This is a genomic window from Methylovirgula sp. 4M-Z18 (genome assembly GCF_037890675.1).
Taxonomy (GTDB): Bacteria; Pseudomonadota; Alphaproteobacteria; order Rhizobiales; family Beijerinckiaceae; genus 4M-Z18.
Genome location: NZ_CP149574.1, coordinates 1022625 through 1038061, shown reverse-complemented (window position 1 = coordinate 1038061; position 15437 = coordinate 1022625). Strand labels below are relative to the sequence as shown.

14 protein-coding genes and 1 pseudogene are annotated in these 15437 nt (G+C 61.6%); 5 read left to right on the top strand and 10 right to left on the bottom strand.

Annotated features, from left to right (window positions below):
• Positions 1-294: 294 nt before the first annotated feature.
• On the top strand, positions 295-480 hold the full coding sequence (locus V9T28_RS04710) for a YdcH family protein (RefSeq protein WP_116401568.1): 186 nt from the start codon (positions 295-297) through the stop codon (positions 478-480).
• Between the two features lie 81 nt (positions 481-561).
• On the opposite strand, the gene V9T28_RS04705 is transcribed toward V9T28_RS04710, so the two are convergent.
• From V9T28_RS04705 to V9T28_RS04680, 6 genes are all read right to left on the bottom strand, one after another.
• Positions 562-1920, bottom strand: a complete 1359-nt coding sequence (locus tag V9T28_RS04705; RefSeq protein ID WP_116401396.1) for an ABC1 kinase family protein — start codon at positions 1918-1920, stop codon at positions 562-564.
• A gap of 4 nt (positions 1921-1924) precedes the next feature.
• Positions 1925-2317 carry a RidA family protein gene (locus tag V9T28_RS04700; RefSeq protein WP_116401395.1) on the bottom strand — a complete coding sequence of 131 codons (393 nt, stop codon included), beginning with the start codon at positions 2315-2317 and terminating at the stop codon, positions 1925-1927.
• A gap of 74 nt (positions 2318-2391) precedes the next feature.
• Positions 2392-3300, bottom strand: a complete 909-nt coding sequence (locus V9T28_RS04695; RefSeq protein ID WP_116401394.1) for a heme-dependent oxidative N-demethylase family protein — start codon at positions 3298-3300, stop codon at positions 2392-2394.
• 4 nt (positions 3301-3304) lie between these two features.
• Positions 3305-5107 carry a M3 family oligoendopeptidase gene (locus tag V9T28_RS04690; protein ID WP_116401393.1) on the bottom strand — a complete coding sequence of 601 codons (1803 nt, stop codon included), beginning with the start codon at positions 5105-5107 and terminating at the stop codon, positions 3305-3307.
• A 362-nt stretch (positions 5108-5469) separates the two neighbouring features.
• The gene (locus tag V9T28_RS04685) at positions 5470-6420 is read right to left on the bottom strand and encodes an IS110 family transposase (protein ID WP_116401927.1); all 951 of its coding nucleotides are present in this window, start codon (positions 6418-6420) and stop codon (positions 5470-5472) included.
• A 309-nt stretch (positions 6421-6729) separates the two neighbouring features.
• Entirely contained in the window at positions 6730-7839 is a 1110-nt protein-coding gene (locus tag V9T28_RS04680) for an S-(hydroxymethyl)glutathione dehydrogenase/class III alcohol dehydrogenase (protein ID WP_116401075.1), read from the bottom strand.
• Positions 7840-8150: 311 nt separating this feature from the next.
• Here V9T28_RS04680 and V9T28_RS04675 point away from each other — a divergent pair.
• Positions 8151-8564: pseudogene (locus V9T28_RS04675) on the top strand (DUF1236 domain-containing protein); the annotation flags it as partial.
• Entirely contained in the window at positions 8553-8849 is a 297-nt protein-coding gene (locus tag V9T28_RS04670) for a DUF1236 domain-containing protein (protein WP_245424112.1), read from the top strand. The pseudogene V9T28_RS04675 and the gene V9T28_RS04670, both read left to right, overlap by 12 nt.
• Positions 8850-8914: 65 nt before the next feature.
• Here the strand turns inward: V9T28_RS04670 and V9T28_RS04665 are convergent, their stop codons facing one another.
• The 3 genes from V9T28_RS04665 to V9T28_RS04655 all read right to left on the bottom strand — a co-directional run bounded on the left by V9T28_RS04665 (position 8915) and on the right by V9T28_RS04655 (position 11850).
• Positions 8915-9847, bottom strand: coding sequence for a ribose-phosphate pyrophosphokinase (locus V9T28_RS04665; RefSeq protein WP_445242161.1), 933 nt, complete (start codon positions 9845-9847; stop codon positions 8915-8917).
• Between the two features lie 156 nt (positions 9848-10003).
• Positions 10004-10633, bottom strand: a complete 630-nt coding sequence (locus V9T28_RS04660; protein ID WP_116401073.1) for a hypothetical protein — start codon at positions 10631-10633, stop codon at positions 10004-10006.
• 59 nt (positions 10634-10692) lie between these two features.
• Positions 10693-11850 (bottom strand): M24 family metallopeptidase, encoded by a 1158-nt coding sequence (locus V9T28_RS04655; protein ID WP_116401072.1) that lies wholly within the window; start codon positions 11848-11850, stop codon positions 10693-10695.
• A gap of 156 nt (positions 11851-12006) precedes the next feature.
• Here V9T28_RS04655 and V9T28_RS04650 point away from each other — a divergent pair, with 156 nt between their 5' ends.
• The gene (locus V9T28_RS04650) at positions 12007-13665 is read left to right on the top strand and encodes a SulP family inorganic anion transporter (RefSeq protein WP_116401071.1); all 1659 of its coding nucleotides are present in this window, start codon (positions 12007-12009) and stop codon (positions 13663-13665) included.
• A 30-nt stretch (positions 13666-13695) separates the two neighbouring features.
• On the opposite strand, the gene V9T28_RS04645 is transcribed toward V9T28_RS04650, so the two are convergent.
• Positions 13696-14304 (bottom strand): FMN-dependent NADH-azoreductase, encoded by a 609-nt coding sequence (locus V9T28_RS04645; RefSeq protein WP_116401070.1) that lies wholly within the window; start codon positions 14302-14304, stop codon positions 13696-13698.
• Between the two features lie 214 nt (positions 14305-14518).
• Here V9T28_RS04645 and V9T28_RS04640 point away from each other — a divergent pair, with 214 nt between their 5' ends.
• Entirely contained in the window at positions 14519-15430 is a 912-nt protein-coding gene (locus V9T28_RS04640; protein WP_116401069.1) for a LysR family transcriptional regulator, read from the top strand.
• Positions 15431-15437: the final 7 nt, after the last annotated feature.

Genomic DNA, 15437 nt, shown 5'->3' with positions numbered 1-15437 from the left:
CGCAACAAAGGCTCTGACGGGGCCAAACCGATTCCGGCCGCAACTATGAGCGTAGCGCCAAACAATCGCAAGGCCTAAGCGGCGCGCCGACACGGCCCTCCGCGGCCAGTCTTCGCCGATGGATTTTGTCGATTTTTTGCCATGTTTCACATGCCCGGCCGGTGAGTTCGTCTCCATGCAGCGGCGCAAGCAGCGAAGAAAAAATTTGATCGCCCAACGGGCCGATAAACTCTTGCGGACCTGTGAATCCGTGTCACAATCCTGTCGTCTGAAATAGCAGAAGGAATGGCACGCATGTCGTTACAAGCCCATCTGTCAGAATTGGAACGCCGCCATCAAGCCATTGAAAAAGAAATCGAATTCGAGAGGATCAGCCCTAGCTCCAGCGACCTCAAAATCGTCGAACTGAAACGTAAGAAATTGTACTTAAAAGAAGAAATTGAAAAGCTGAGATCCAGCACACAGCAGACGAGACACTGACCGTCAACACGCGACACACACGCGAAGAGGCCAAGAATTCCCGCTCGAAAGCCGCCGAAAAGGCGGCTTTCCGTTTTGAACTCAAGCAGGTACCGCCAGCCCCTGCCCCGCCAAGGCCTTCGCCTGCCGCCCAGCGACGCGCTCAAGCGAAAAATCCGCAATCGCGTGATTGAACAGATCGTGGAAATTCAGCTCTGCATTCAGGTGTAGAAACACGCCGCCAAGACCGATGGCCGCCCGGTCCATGAAGACGAATTCGCGCGGCACCAGCACCGGCCCCTTCTCCTTCAGCGCCTGATGCACGGCAAAAGCCTCGCGGCGGCCATATTGGCCGGGGGCGACGCCGTTGGCGATGGTGCGCACGCGGTCGTCGAGCAGCGGCCCGTAAATGAAGCGCGCCCAGATGTTCAAAACCTCGATCACATCCTTCCGGAGGCCTTTGAACCCCCAGGTCTCATAGGCGTGCACGACGCGGGCGGCATCGCCCTGTTTCAGGCCCTCATAGAGATCGACAACCCCACCGACGAAGCTGCACGGGAAAATCCGGATGCAGCCGTAATCGAGCAGATTGATGCCCTGCGCCTCGCCCGCTTCGCGATAGACCGTGTAATTGCCCAGATGCGGGTCGCCGTGAATGACGCCATATTGGCTAAATGGATACCACCAAGCCTTGAACATCGCGACGCCGATGCGATTGCGCGCCTCTTGCGTCGCGGTCTTGAACGACAGGAGCTTTTCACCCTCGAGCCAATCCATGGTCAGCAGCCGGCCGGTGGAAAGGTCCTCGCGTACCTTCGGCACGCGCACCTCGTCCACCGCGGCGAGCATTGCGCCATAGAGCGCGGCATGTTGCGCCTCGCGCCGGTAATCGAGTTCCTCGCGGATGCGCGCACCGATCTCCTTGACGATTTCGCGCGTATCGATCGCCGGATTCATGCGGCGATGGAGCGAGAACAGCAATTCCAATTGGCTCAAATCGGCTTCGACAGCCGATTTCATTTCCGGGTATTGCAGCTTCACCGCGAGCGGCACGCCGGCAAGATCGGTGGCACGATGCACCTGCCCCAATGACGCGGCGGCGGCCGGATGCAGATCGAACGCGCCGTAGCGCGCGGCCCAATCCTGCCCAAGCTCGGCAATCATCCGCCGCTTCACGAAGGCCGCGCCCATCGGCGGCGCCTCGCTCTGCAGCTTTTGCAATTCCTCCGCATATTCGGGCGGCAGCGCTTCGGGAATGGTCGAAAGCAGTTGCGCCACTTTCATGATTGGGCCCTTGAGCCCGCCAAGCGCCCGCGCCAACGAGGCCGCATTGCCGGTGCCCGCATCGAGCCCCAACAACCGACTGCCGGCGATGCGGGCGGCAACACCGCCCACATTGGCCCCGACCCGCGCATAGCGCGCGGCACGGGCGGAAAGACGATTGGCTTCGGTGTCGCTCATGCGTTCATCTCCCGATCACGCGGGCCGTGACCTCGATTTCAACCTTCATTTCCGGTTTCAGGAGACCGGCGACGACCAGCATCGTCGCGGCCGGCCTGACATCCGCTAGATAGTGGCCGCAGACGTTTAGAACAGCCTCCTGGTCGTTGCGGTCCGTCACATAATAGGTGGCACGCACGATCGCCTTCATGTCGGAATTCGCCTCGCGCAAAGCTTCGGCGATCGTCGCGAAACAATTATGCGTCTGCGCCGCGACATCGTCCGGCATCTCCATCTTGGCATAATCATAACCCGTCGTGCCGGCGACAAAGACATAATCGCCATCGACCACGGCACGCGAATAGCCGTAAGCCTTCTCGAAAGGCGAGCCAGTGGAAATCAACCGCCGTTCAACCATGCTGCGATCCTTTTGAGGAGAAATGGGTGATCAGGCCCGTGTTGGTCCGGGCCATCCCCGTTAGCACTTAAACCCTAACTCACCGCCGCCGCGGCGATTTCCGCCAATGCGTCCGCGATCATGTCGCGATCGCGCAGCAGGCCCTTATAGTCAAGCTGCGCCTCACTCATGCCAAGCAATTGCTGCCGCAACCGGCCAGCGAGGCGCGCGCCGTCGACATGATCGGCGAACAGTCTGACGGGATCGTGGTAGACCCGGATCGTGAAGAGAATGTCGCCTGAGCGCGGCATTTTCATCAAGGTCTGCCGCTCGACGCGGAGGAAGCCGTTGCGCGAGAACGAGCCGCCCGGCTCCGCCCATGCTTTCGGCCCGCGACGTGGATCGGGATGGTGGAGCTGCGGATCGTCGTAAAGCGACCAGTTGAAGCGCTCGACCGGTTGCAAGGCCTGCATATTGTCGAAAATGCGCGCAATGCGCTGTTCCATCTGCCCGGCGAAATCCGGTACATCGGCATGGATCGCGCTCATCGGCCGATCGAATTTCTCCCGCAAAGGCCAGGACGAGGGAAAACTCAAATGCGCCGCGGCGAGGCGCCAGCCATCCGCGCATTTGCGCATGATGACAAGATCGTCCTGGACCAGCCGGCCCACTTGCAGCAACGGCGCGGCGGGTTCCGGCACAACGATGCGGCCGCTTTGCTTGAGCCGCACCCCTTGCGGCTCTCGCGCGTAGAAAGGCGCCGCGTGCTCACAGACATGCGCGATCAGCGCGTCCGCAATTTCCTGCTGGCTATCAAGCGTATCGGCGCGGGCCTGGAACACGTCCGGATAACGCTCTGCCAGAAGCCTTTCTTTCTCGTCGAGAAAACGGACGAGATCGTCGTCGGGGCAAATCCAGTCGCGCTGCGCAATCGGCCGCATGCCGATGGTGAAAGGCGTCGAGGAGCCGTCATAAGGCGTATGCTTGAGCCCGGCCTCCACCATGGATTTACGCGTCCATATTCGCCAGTTCGGTGATCATCCCCTCGATCATGCCAAGCCCGATCTGCCAGAAGCCGGGATCGCGCGCATCGAGGCCGAACGGCGCAAGCAATTCGGTGTGATGTTTTGTCCCCCCTGCCGCAAGCATCGCGAGATAGCGCTCGGCAAAGCCTTCGGCGGCGTTTTGATAGACGCCGTATAGCGAATTTACCAGGCAATCGCCGAAAGCATAGGCATAGACGTAGAACGGCGAATGGATGAAATGCGGAATATAGGCCCAGAAAATCTCATAGGACGGATCGAGCCGGATCGCCGGCCCAAGGCTTTCCGCCTGCACGTCCATCCAGAAACGGTTGATCTGCTCGAGCGTCAGTTCGCCCTCGCGGCGCGCCTCATGCAGTTTGCGCTCGAACGTGTAGAACGCGATTTGCCGCACCACCGTATTGAGCATGTCCTCGACCTTCGCGGCGAGCATCGACTTGCGCAATTTCGGATCGTCCGTGCGGGCGAGCAGCGAGCGGAAGGTGAGCATTTCGCCGAACACCGATGCGGTCTCGGCCAAGGTCAGCGGCGTCGGCGCCATCAACGCGCCATTCGGCCCCGCGAGCACCTGATGCACCCCATGTCCGAGTTCGTGCGCCAGGGTCATGACGTCGCGCGGCTTGCCCTGGTAATTGACGAGCACGAACGGATGCGACGAGGGGACGGTGGGATGGGCGAAGGCGCCCGGCGCCTTGCCGGGCCGCACCGGCGCATCGATCCATCGTTCGTCGAAAAACCGGCGTGCGACCGAAGCCATCCGCGGCGAAAATTGCTGATAGGCGCCAAGCACCAGATCGCGGGCTTCATCCCACCGCCAATGATGGGCGGGTGCCTGCGGCAGGGGCGCATTGCGATCCCAATAGGGCAGCGCCTGCTTGCCGAACCAATGCGCCTTCAACTGATAATAGCGATGCGCCAGGCGCGGATAGGCGCTGCGCACGGCGCTCACCATCGCATCGACAACCTCGGGCTCGACCCGGTTGGCAAGGTGGCGCGAGTCCGCCACATGGGTGAAGTGGCGCCAGCGGTCGGAAATTTCCTGATCCTTGGCCAGCGTGTTGGTGATGAGGGCGAAGGTGCGCGCCTGACCGCTCAGGGTCTGCGAAATCGCATGGGCGGCGTTCCGGCGCGTATTCTCCTGCGGGTCCTGCAGCAAGTTCAGCGCCGGCTCGATCGTCATTTCGTGACCATCGACCGTGAAGCGCAGAGCGGCGATGGTTTCGTCGAACAGACGGTTCCAGGCGGAGCGCCCGGTCACCGATTTTTCGAGAAAAAGCTTTTCGAGCTGATCGTCGAGCTGATGCGGCAGTTCCTTGCGAATATCCTCAAGCCATGGCCGATAGTGTGCGAGCGGCCCGGTTTGCATCGCAGCGTCGAGCTGCGCCGCATCGAGGCGATTGAGTTCGAGCACGAAGAATAGAAGGTCGGTCGAGGCGTTCGTGACCTTTTCCTGCGCATCGCCGTAGAACTTCGCCCGCACCGGGTCCGTCGTGTCTCCTGAATAGACAAGGCCGGCATAGGACATGATGCGGCCGAGCAGATCTTCGAGCCCCTCATAGCGCCGGATCACGGCGGCGAGCTGGGCGGAAGCGTCCGGCCCGGCGACAATCTCCGCGAGCTTACCCTTGTACTGCGCGGCGAAATCGCGGCACTCGGAGAGCGCTCTTGCTGTATCGGCCTTGTATTCGTCGCTGTCGAGATCGGGATAGAGCCCGCTCAAATCCCATTCCGGCAAAGCACCGAGATCGGCCTTCGCTCCCCCTCGCACCCCATCGTGCTGAGCGCGGATGGAATCAGAATTCGGAGAGAATGTGGGGCAAGATGTCACAGGCACGCAACCTCGTTTCAAGATGTTCGCATCGATTCTCGACCTTATGCCTGGTTCGGGTCAAATTCCCAAATTGCATATCAGTTGCGCATAGCATTCGCCATGCGATGGCGCAAATGCACGGGTGCCTTCGTACGGGGTAATCGGGCAAAGGAGATTTTTACCGTCATTGCGAGCGAAGCGAAGCAATCCATCCCCTGGCCGACGTAAATTTTGCTGCGGTCGGGCCGTTGCAGCGCCGAGCTAACGTCAATGAATCCCACTACAGTCAATTGATTGGGGGATGGCGACTGTGTTTTGCGTCAAGTTTTTTGTGAGGGATTTGGTGTCCAGGGTCGGCGCTCGCGCATCATATGGTTGAGGATGACCAGGAGTTTTCGTGCGATGGCGATGAGAGCGACCTTGGGTGGTTTTCCGGCGTTGCGCATGGCTTCATACTCACTGCGCATTCCGGATTTGGATCGGGTTGCCGCAAGGGCCGCCATATAGAGCGCATTGCGCAGACAGGGGCGTCCGCCCGCAATGTGCGCTTGCCCCTTGTCGAGACCGCTCTGGGTGATCTGGGGCGCGAGGCCGGCGAGGCTAGCCACGGCCCGCCGATCCAGCGTTCCGAGTTCCGGCAGGTCCGCCAGGAGCGTGATGGCCACCGCCGGCCCGACCCCTGGCGCAGTCTGCAGTAGGGCTAGGCGGGCGCCGCCATCGTCGGCCGTCAGGCATGCGGTCAACTCCGCCTCGAGCGCCGCGCGCTGGCTCGTCAGGAAAGCGATCGTCTCTCGATGGTTCTGGGCGATGTCCGCGTCAAAAGCCTGCTTCAGACGGGTCTTTTCCATCGCAATCATCTCGACGATCTGCCGACGGCGTGTCGACAGCGCCTTGATGCGCTGGGCCTGGGGCGTGGGCACGGGGCGGATGATATTTTCCATGCGCAGAGCAAAGCGCGCAATGAGCTTGGCGTCCAGCCGATCCGTTTTGGCCCGACGTCCTTCGGCGGTCCGCCAGGCCCGGATGCGGCGCGGATCCACGAGGCCGACCTCGAAACCGGTATCGGCAAGGGCCCGCACGAGGCGCGCCGCATAGGGGCCGATCGCCTCCAGCACGACGCGCCGCACCTGTCGGCGCGTCAGCCAGGCCAGCAAGGCCTTGATGCCGGCAGGTGCGTTGGCGACCCGGCGAACATGGCCGCACGGTTCAACCGCAACATCCAGAAAATCCCGCCCGGCATCAATCCCGGCGGCGTTCGACAAGACGATCATGAAGCCTCTCCTGTATCCGGACCAGCGCGGTCAAACACGCCGCCCAATCGACTGTTCGGTCACAACAGGAGGCGGGCATGCGCTCGCCATCATCACGGTGTTGCCTGGATTGCTTCCGCGCCACACCCGCCTCACGTCACACCAACGCGTGACGCTCTACAAACATACAGGATTGCTTCGCTTCGCTCGCAATGACGGCAACATACATCACCATTTCTCTCACCCGACTACCCTGCGCCTTTGCATCGCCCTTCCACGCCAAACGACCGCGGCCGTTCGGCGCTAAGCGAGCGGTTCTGCAAATAGCGACTAAAATTCCACGACGGCGCGGATGGATTTGCCTTCGTGCATCAGATCGAAGCCCTCGTTGATCTGTGCAAGCGGCAACTTGTGCGTAATCAAGTCGTCGATATTGATCTTGCCGTCCATATACCAATCGACAATCTTCGGCACATCTGAGCGGCCGCGCGCGCCGCCGAAAGCGGAACCCTTCCAGACGCGGCCCGTCACCAATTGGAACGGCCGTGTTTGAATTTCCTGGCCGGCGCCGGCAACGCCGATGATGATCGATTGGCCCCAGCCCTTATGGCAGCATTCGAGCGCGGTGCGCATCACATTCACGTTACCGATACATTCGAATGAATAGTCCGCGCCGCCCTTGGTGAGCTCGACGAGATGACCGACGAGATCGCCCTTCACGTCGGTGGGATTGACGAAATCCGTCATGCCGAATTTGCGCGCCATGTCGGCCTTGGCCGGATTCATGTCGACGCCGACGATCTGCGCCGCGCCGACCATGCGCGCACCTTGGATGACATTGAGACCGATGCCGCCCAGGCCGAACACCACGACGCGCGCGCCAGCCTCGACACCGGCGGTCCAAATCACCGCGCCGATCCCGGTGGTTACGCCGCAGCCGATGTAGCACACTTTATCGAAAGGCGCGTCCTCGCGGATTTTTGCAACTGCGATTTCCGGTACGACGATATGATTGGCGAATGTCGACGTGCCCATGTAATGGAACACCGGTTTGCCTTCGAATTTAAAACGGCTGGTGCCATCCGGCATGAGGCCCTTGCCCTGGGTCGCGCGGATCTTCTGGCAGAGGTTGGTCTTGCGCGACAGGCAATATTCGCATTCGCGGCATTCCGGCGTATAGAGCGGAATGACGTGATCGCCCTTCTTGAGCGACGTCACGCCCGGCCCGACATCCACGACAATGCCCGCGCCTTCATGACCGAGAATCGCGGGAAAAATCCCTTCCGGATCGGCGCCGGAAAGCGTGAACGCATCCGTGTGGCAAAGCCCCGTCGCCTTCACTTCGATCAGCACTTCGCCCGCGCGCGGGCCGTCAAGATCCACATCGACGATTTCAAGTGGTTTACCAGCGGCAAAAGCAACGGCAGCGCGGGTTTTCATGGTGAAGCTTGTCCTTCGTCAGCGAGTTGGGACGCTATTAGTGCCCGGAAGTCGCGCGCCGGTCAAACGCTGTGCCATAATAAAATCCAGCAGGCGCATAGCTACAATCGCCAGGCTGCGTGATCGCCCGATTTTCCAATCAAACGCGCCTCCAATAGCGGCTTTTTAGGGACGTTTTTGTGGAGCTCCTAGTATGCGGACGCATTGGCCCTATATAGGTCGATATGCCTTGAACAAACCGCGCAAGATCGCGCTTTCGCTCTCGATGAGAGCGATTGCGCGTTGACCTCGCGCGCAACGGGAGATGCATCATGTTAAATTACAATTTCAAATTGAGCACATTGGCAATTCTGTTGTCTTTGTCGGCCGGCGCCTATGCGCAAGGTGTTGTCAACGGCGCGACCCAAGGCGCGCAGCAAGGCTCCGATAATGGTGGGCCTGTGGGCGGCGTTGTTGGCGGCGTCGTCGGCGGCGTGACGGGTGGTATTAATGGGCTGCTCGGCATTGGAGAACGCAAACATTTCCGCGAATATGTCGTGGAGGAACACGTTCCTTCTTATCATTATGAGGGCGATGTAAGCGTCGGCGTCGTGCTGCCGCCGGAAGGCGTGCAATATCGCGATGTGCCAGCCCAATATCACGTCCGGCACGGCTATCGCTACACGGTCGTGAATGACGAGCCGGTCCTTGTCGACCCGTCGACGCACCGGATCGTGCAGGTGATTGGCGAGGGTGACGAGGTCGCAGCGCCACCGGCCCCCGCGGCACGCATCGTCATTTCCCGCGAGGTGGCGCCGCGCTTCCGGACCTATGTGGAAAGTGAAGGCTTGCCATCATATCATTATGATCGCGACCTACGCCCCGGCGTCATCTTGCCTGACCAAGGCGTGACTTATTACGAAGTCCCGAGCGAATATGGCGTGAACAGAGAATATCGCTACGCCATCATCAATGACGAGCCGGTCATCGTCGATCCGGTGACTCGTAGAGTGATTGAAGTGATCGAATAAGCGCTGAACATAAGGGCCTCCGCAAGGCGGGGGCCCTTTCGATTCTTCGCTTCTACAAATCTCTTTTAACTGAACAAGCTCGACACGCTTTCTTCTTTCGCCGTGCGGGCGATGGCTTCACCGATCAGCGGCGCGATCGAGATGACGCGAATGTTTTTCGCAACGCGCACTGCCTCGGTGGGCAGGATCGTGTCGGTCAGCACAAGCTCTTTCAGCTTCGAAGCCGCGACACGCGCGACCGCGCCGCCAGAAAGCACGCCGTGCGTGATATAGGCATAGACCTCGCGCGCGCCATCCGCCAGCAGCGCCTCGGCGGCGTTGCACAGGGTGCCGCCGGAATCGACGATATCGTCGATCAGAATGCAGCTCTTGCCCTTCACATCGCCGATGATGTTCATCACTTCCGACTCGCCGGCCCGTTCGCGGCGCTTGTCGACGATCGCGAGCGGTGCATCGATGCGTTTTGCCAGCGCACGGGCGCGCACCACGCCGCCGACATCGGGCGAGACGACCATGACATCCGAAAGCTTGAGCCGCTCCTTGATGTCGCGCACCATGACCGGCGAGGCAAAGAGATTATCGGTCGGGATATCGAAAAACCCCTGGATCTGGCCAGCGTGCAGATCGACCGTGAGCACGCGGTCGGCCCCCGCCGTCGTGATGAGATTGGCGACGAGCTTTGCCGAGATCGGCGAGCGCGACGCGGATTTGCGATCCTGCCGGGCATAGCCGAAATAGGGAATGACGGCGGTGATGCGGCGCGCCGAGGCGCGGCGCAGCGCATCGGTCATGATCAGCAATTCCATCAGATGGTCGTTCGTCGGAAAGCTCGTCGACTGAATGATGAACGTGTCCTGGCCGCGCACGTTCTCCTGAATCTCGACAAAAACTTCCATATCGGCGAAGCGCCGCACCTGACACTTCGTGAGAGGCTCGCCCAGATAGGCCGCTATCGCCTCTGCGAGGGCCCCGTTGGAATTGCCCGCCAAAATCTTCATTTTGTCCGCCATTTGGACGTCCCGCTCTTCAAAAAAACCGGCGGACTCGGACGCCGGGGTGCAATCTCCAGCGGGGTCATAGCAGCGCGGCGGCCCGGGAACAATATGTTGCACCCGCGAAGTTGCAGGTAATCCACCGTCTACGGGCGGAATTGCTTAAGGTTCGTGTGCCTCGAGCGTCGGCGCCTCGGCGGGAATGGCCGCCTGGTTCGACGGCTGGGGTGCGGGCGCAGGCTGGCGGCGGGCGACATTCAGTTCTTTCGCCCGGGCGGCGACGGCCTCGGGCGTGTTCGAGAGATAAGCGGCAAGGTCATCGGTGCTATGCGAAACGAGGTCGCTCAGCACCTTGTCGTCGACCAGCGTCCAAGGATCATCCGCCGTGCCTTTGACGACCACCGCGTCGGAAACGCGCTGGCTGCGCCCTTTTTCGCCGGCAAAGACGTCCCAGACATAGGAGAAGGCCGTACCGCCCTCGACCGGATAGGCCGTGAGGTATCCCCGCACCGTATAGCGCGCCTGTTTCAAATCGGCGATCGTAATATCGCGATCCTTGGTGGCCGCGACAAGGGCGGCGGAAAAGCGAGCTTCCACGTCGTCGGGCGCGCCTTCGAGGCTGGCGATCGCAACACTCGCGCCGCGCGGGCTGCCGGCGGATTCGGGCTTCGGATAGGGCTGCTCCACTGCAGTAATTTCGACGGCTTCTTCCACGCAGGCCGCCACAGGCAGTGCCGCCAACAGGACGAAAACCACGCGCCGAATCAGGCGGCCCCCACTCAAAACACGCATCCTCAACGCCTTTCCGCACGCTTTGGGCTTCCGATGGCCCGTGCAGCGAGGCCGGATTTTTACTCTTTTTTAACGATGAGGTCCAGCGAGGGGGCGTTGAGCGCCTCGGCGCCCTGCGCCGTCACGAGATAGGTCCGACCAAGACACATAGCCGTCTCCGAAGCGCTGTCCATCAGGATCATATGGGCAAAAAACACTTGATTTTCAGCGATCAAAAAGTCGTTCGCCGCATAGAACATCGGCGGGTCCATCCAGGACGGCGTAAATTTCGCGCCCAACGAATACCCGCAGGCGTTAAGCCTATGAGAAGATAATCCGTGCGCATCGAATACCCGGGCATGGGCAGCGAACACGTCGCCGGCTGTGCGGCCGGGACGGAATTCGGCCTCGCAGGCGAGCAAGGCCTCCTTGGCGGCGGCGTGGTAGGAAAGATGCAGCGGCTTGGGCGTGCCGACCACATGGGTGCGCATGATCGCAGCATGATAATGCCGCCAGACGCCCGCAAATTCGAGGGTGATCTGATCGTTCTCGGAAAGAACGCGCCGGCCCGCCTTGTAGCGGCACAGCAGCGCGTCCCGGCCCGATCCGATGATGAATTCGTTGGCCGGATAATCGCCGCCCGCCGCGAAAATCGCATTGTGCTGGGCGGCAAGGATGTGGCCCTCATCGGCGCCGGGGAAGGTCGCGGCGATCGCCGCCGCATCGGCAAGATCGGAGAGTTCAGCCGCCTTGCGCACACAGGCGACCTCTTCGGCGCTTTTCGTCACGCGCAGGGTCGAGACGAGGCGTGAGGCGTCCTGCAAGGTACAAAACCCGTCGAGCGCCGCCTCAACGCGGCGGCCATTATAATGGGTCAAGCCATAGGACTCATATTCGACGCCCAGCCGCAAGCCGGCCGCGCCGAGGTCGCCGAGCATCCGGCGCAGGTCCTGCGCTGGGTTGGCGTCGGCGGCATCCTTCCAGATCCGAATGTCGTCGAGGTTCGACGTATGTTGCGCCTGGCGCAGATCCGCCGAGCGGGTGAGAAGCGCCATGCGGCCGTCGCGGGCGAGGTAGAGACATTGGAAGAAGCAAAAGCCGAACGTATCGTAGCCGGTCAGCCAGTACATGCTTTCCTGCGCGAACAGCAAAAGACCATCGAGTTCCGCCTCTGCCATGGCCGCGAGGGCGCGGTTTTTACGGGCGAGCATTTCCTGGGGCGAGAAGTGGAGAGCCACGGCAATATCCTGGTCTTGAGTCTGGGGCGAGCAACATGGGGTAAGCGACGGCGCCAGACAAGTGCGGTTCTCGGCGAGAGCCGTATGGGCGCTTCCCTTTTGGCCAACTTTGCCGCAGGCTAATGTGACAAAATTATTTCATCTGGTGAGTCTTTGATGAGCTTGAATCGCGCCGATTTTCTTGCAGGTCTTTCCGTCGCCGGCCTGTTGCTGCCCGAAGCCGTGGCCTATTCCTCCATCGCCAATCTTCAGCCGCAGCACGCGATTTTCGCAGCGGTCGCCGGGCTCCTGATCTACAGCCTGCTCGGGCGCAGTCGCTTCGCGATCGTTTCGCCGACATCCTCGTCGGCCGCCATCCTGGCGGCGGCGGTGGGAGCCGTGACGCTCGATACCGGCGCTGCATCGGCCGAACCGCTCGCCTACGGCGCAGTCATTCTCACCGGATTGTTTTTCCTGATCGCCGGCTTTGCCCGGCTGGGCTTTCTCGCCAATTTCATTTCCCGCCCGGTGCTGCGCGGCTTTGCCTTTGGCCTCGCCATCACCATTGTCGTCTCGCAATTGCCTCACATGGCCAATGTTCACGTGCCCAGCGGCGATCCGTTCCATGTGCTGCTGCATCTGGCGCAAGTCGCTGCGAACTGGAATTGGCCCAGCATCCTGACCGGCGCTGCCAGCCTGGCGGCGCTGGTGCTGTTGAAGCGCATTCCCGCCGTGCCGGCCGCGTTTCTCGTCCTTGTCGGCGCGATTCTCGTCTCGCTGCTCGTGGATCTGAAAAGCTATGGCGTCGATCTTGTCGGCCATATCGATGCCAAGCCGGATATGCCGAGCTTGCCGCATTTGACACTCACGACATGGGCGCATCTGGCGCGCGTCGCCGCGCCGTTGTTCCTCATCGTTTACGCCGAATCCTGGGGCTCGATGCGCAATCTCGCCCTGCGGCACGGCGATACGCTGGACGCCAATCTGGAATTGCGGGCCCTTGGCTTCGCCAATGCGGCAAGCGGCCTCGTGCATGGCATGCCGGTCGGCGCGGGCTTTTCGGGGTCCTCCGCCAATGATACGGCGGGCGCGCAAAGCCGCTTGTCGGGTTTCGTCGCGGGGATCGCCATCATCATTTTCATGGTGTTCGCAGGCGATCTCATCGCCCTCCTGCCGACCCCGGTGCTCGCGGCCGTGGTCATTTCGGCGCTGTTCCACGCGCTCGAGCCGGCTCCGCTGATTCGGTTGTGGAAGATCGACCGGGACCAATACGTGGCCGTCGCAGCCGCCCTCGCCGTCATGATGCTCGGCGTCCTCAACGGCATGCTGGTCGCCGTGGCGCTGTCGCTGCTGGCGATCCTGCAGCGCCTGTCGCAACCGCGCATCGACATGCTCGGCCGGCTCGGCGACAGTCACGATTTTGTCGATTGCGCCCGCCACCCGGACGTCATTCCCGACCCGCACATCCTGGTGCTGCGGCCGGCCCGGCAATTGTTCTTCGCCAATGCGGAGGCGATCATGAATCAGGTGGCCAAACTGGCGAAAGCCAACTCCACCACGCGGGCGGTGATTCTGAGTCTGGAGGAAACGGTGGACGTCGACAGTACAGCACTCGACGCTTTGGCCGAGGGCGAAGCGCAATTGCAGCGCATGCAGCGGCGACTCTATCTCGCACGCGTCAAGGAAGAGACGCGCGACACATTCTCGCGGGCTGGCGATCTCGATTTGATCAGCCCGGCGCGCTGCTTCTGGAGCGTCGCCGACGCTTTCGACGCCGCAGCGGCACAGGTCAAGACCGATATGGCCGCGCCCAAAACGGCACGTGGCGCGGGCTGATCCCGCGCCATCAGTTCATCGCTACGGCGTTCAGGCCGCGATTTTCGCGATATAGGTCTTTGCCTCTTCGATGGCCTTGGTGCGCTGATCGGGACCGGTCGCGATGCCTTCAGCCCGCACGAAGGTGATGTCCTTGACGCCAAGGAATCCGAACAGGCCGCGCAGGTAATTTTCCTGGTGGTCGAGGGCCGCAGCCGGCGTGTCCGCGCCGTAGAACCCGCCACGCGACGAGGCAATGATCACCTTCTTATCGCCCGCCAAACCTTCCGGACCCTTCTCGGTGTAACGGAACGTCTTGCCAGCGACGGCGATACGGTCGATCCAGGCCTTCAACTGGCTCGGGACGCCAAAATTGTACATGGGCGCGCCAATCACCACGATGTCGGCAGCCAGGAATTCGTCGAGCGCGGCCTGGCCGGCTGCGACATCCTTCTGCAAGTCGGCAGCTTCCGGCGTGGCGCCTTGGGCAGCGGCGAGATGGGCGCCGGAGAGATGCCCGACCGGAGCGGCGGCAAGGTCACGGGAGATGACCTGCACGCCGGGATGCTGCTTCTTCTGCGCCGCGACGATCTCGCTCGTCAGGAGGCGGCTGACCGAGCCTTCACCCAGAATGCTCGAATCAATATGCAGGAGTTTCATGGCTTTAGTCCTTATTTCCAGAGGTTTGGGGGACGCGAAGAGAGATTTGAGAAAGCTGATCATCACGGGAACCTGAAAGGCCGCGGCCGGCCGAAGTTGAGACGATTGGGTGACATCAGTTCATCCAAATTCATGCGATGGCACGGATGTAGGATTGCCCGATCCAACTTAGAAGCCTATATTTCTAGATATGATCCATCGGCGGAACGGATAGATGCTCGACGGCCTTTCCATCGACCAACTTCGCACCTTCATCGCGGCAGCGGACGAAGGCAGTTTTTCCGCCGCGGGCCGCAGGCTGAAACGGGCGCAATCGGTGGTGAGCCAAACGCTCGCCAATCTGGAAGCGCAGCTTGGCGTCCAGCTCTTCGACCGCAACACCCGCTTTCCGGTGCTGACCGACGCGGGCCGCGCCCTGCTCGTGGACGCGCGTGAGGTTGCGGCCCGGATGGACCTGTTCAAGGCGCGGGCGAAAGGTCTTGCCGGCGGGCTTGAGGCAGAACTCAGCGTCGTCGTCGACGTGATGTTTCCGATCAGAAATCTCACCTGCGCGGTCGCCGCCTTCCAGGCGGAATTTCCGGCGACGCCCCTGCGGCTCTATGTGGAGACGCTCGGGGCGGTCGTGCCGCCGATCGCCGATGGGCGCAGCGCGTTTGGCATCACGGGCTCGATCCCGCTGCTCACGCCGCAATTCAGCCGCGAGCGGTTGCTTGGGGTCCGGATCGTCATGGTCGCCGCGGCGGAGCACCCGCTTGCGGCGCATAACGGGCCGATCCCGACCTGCGTGCTTGCAAAGCACCTGCAACTGGTCCTGACCGACCGCTCCGATCTGTCGCAGGGGCGCGATTTTGGTGTCTTCTCGCCGCGCACCTGGCGTCTTGCCGACCTTGGCGCCAAACATGCCTTTCTGCGCGCCGGCCTCGGCTGGGGCGGCATGCCGTATGAGGCGGTGAAAGACGATCTCGAAAAAGGCGCGCTGGTCGAAATCGCGATCGAGGACGCGCCGGTCGACGGATATGTCATGACCATGTCAGCCGTGTATCGCACCGACAGCCCTCCCGGCCCGTCAGGGCGCTGGCTGATCGAGCGGCTGAAAGATTCCATCCCGCATCCGGACAAGTTCTGACCGACGC

What these genes read in the sequence shown, in the direction of transcription:
- V9T28_RS04640 (WP_116401069.1), top strand. Translation starts at nt 14,519, where the DNA reads ATGCTCGACGGCCTTTCCATCGACCAACTTCGCACCTTCATCGCGGCA.
- V9T28_RS04695 (WP_116401394.1), bottom strand. Translation starts at nt 3,300, where the DNA reads ATGGTGGAGGCCGGGCTCAAGCATACGCCTTATGACGGCTCCTCGACG.
- V9T28_RS04685 (WP_116401927.1), bottom strand. Translation starts at nt 6,420, where the DNA reads ATGATCGTCTTGTCGAACGCCGCCGGGATTGATGCCGGGCGGGATTTT.
- V9T28_RS04660 (WP_116401073.1), bottom strand. Translation starts at nt 10,633, where the DNA reads ATGCGTGTTTTGAGTGGGGGCCGCCTGATTCGGCGCGTGGTTTTCGTC.
- V9T28_RS04705 (WP_116401396.1), bottom strand. Translation starts at nt 1,920, where the DNA reads ATGAGCGACACCGAAGCCAATCGTCTTTCCGCCCGTGCCGCGCGCTAT.
- V9T28_RS04710 (WP_116401568.1), top strand. Translation starts at nt 295, where the DNA reads ATGTCGTTACAAGCCCATCTGTCAGAATTGGAACGCCGCCATCAAGCC.
- V9T28_RS04700 (WP_116401395.1), bottom strand. Translation starts at nt 2,317, where the DNA reads ATGGTTGAACGGCGGTTGATTTCCACTGGCTCGCCTTTCGAGAAGGCT.
- V9T28_RS04645 (WP_116401070.1), bottom strand. Translation starts at nt 14,304, where the DNA reads ATGAAACTCCTGCATATTGATTCGAGCATTCTGGGTGAAGGCTCGGTC.
- V9T28_RS04665 (WP_445242161.1), bottom strand. Translation starts at nt 9,847, where the DNA reads ATGAAGATTTTGGCGGGCAATTCCAACGGGGCCCTCGCAGAGGCGATA.
- V9T28_RS04650 (WP_116401071.1), top strand. Translation starts at nt 12,007, where the DNA reads ATGAGCTTGAATCGCGCCGATTTTCTTGCAGGTCTTTCCGTCGCCGGC.
- V9T28_RS04680 (WP_116401075.1), bottom strand. Translation starts at nt 7,839, where the DNA reads ATGAAAACCCGCGCTGCCGTTGCTTTTGCCGCTGGTAAACCACTTGAA.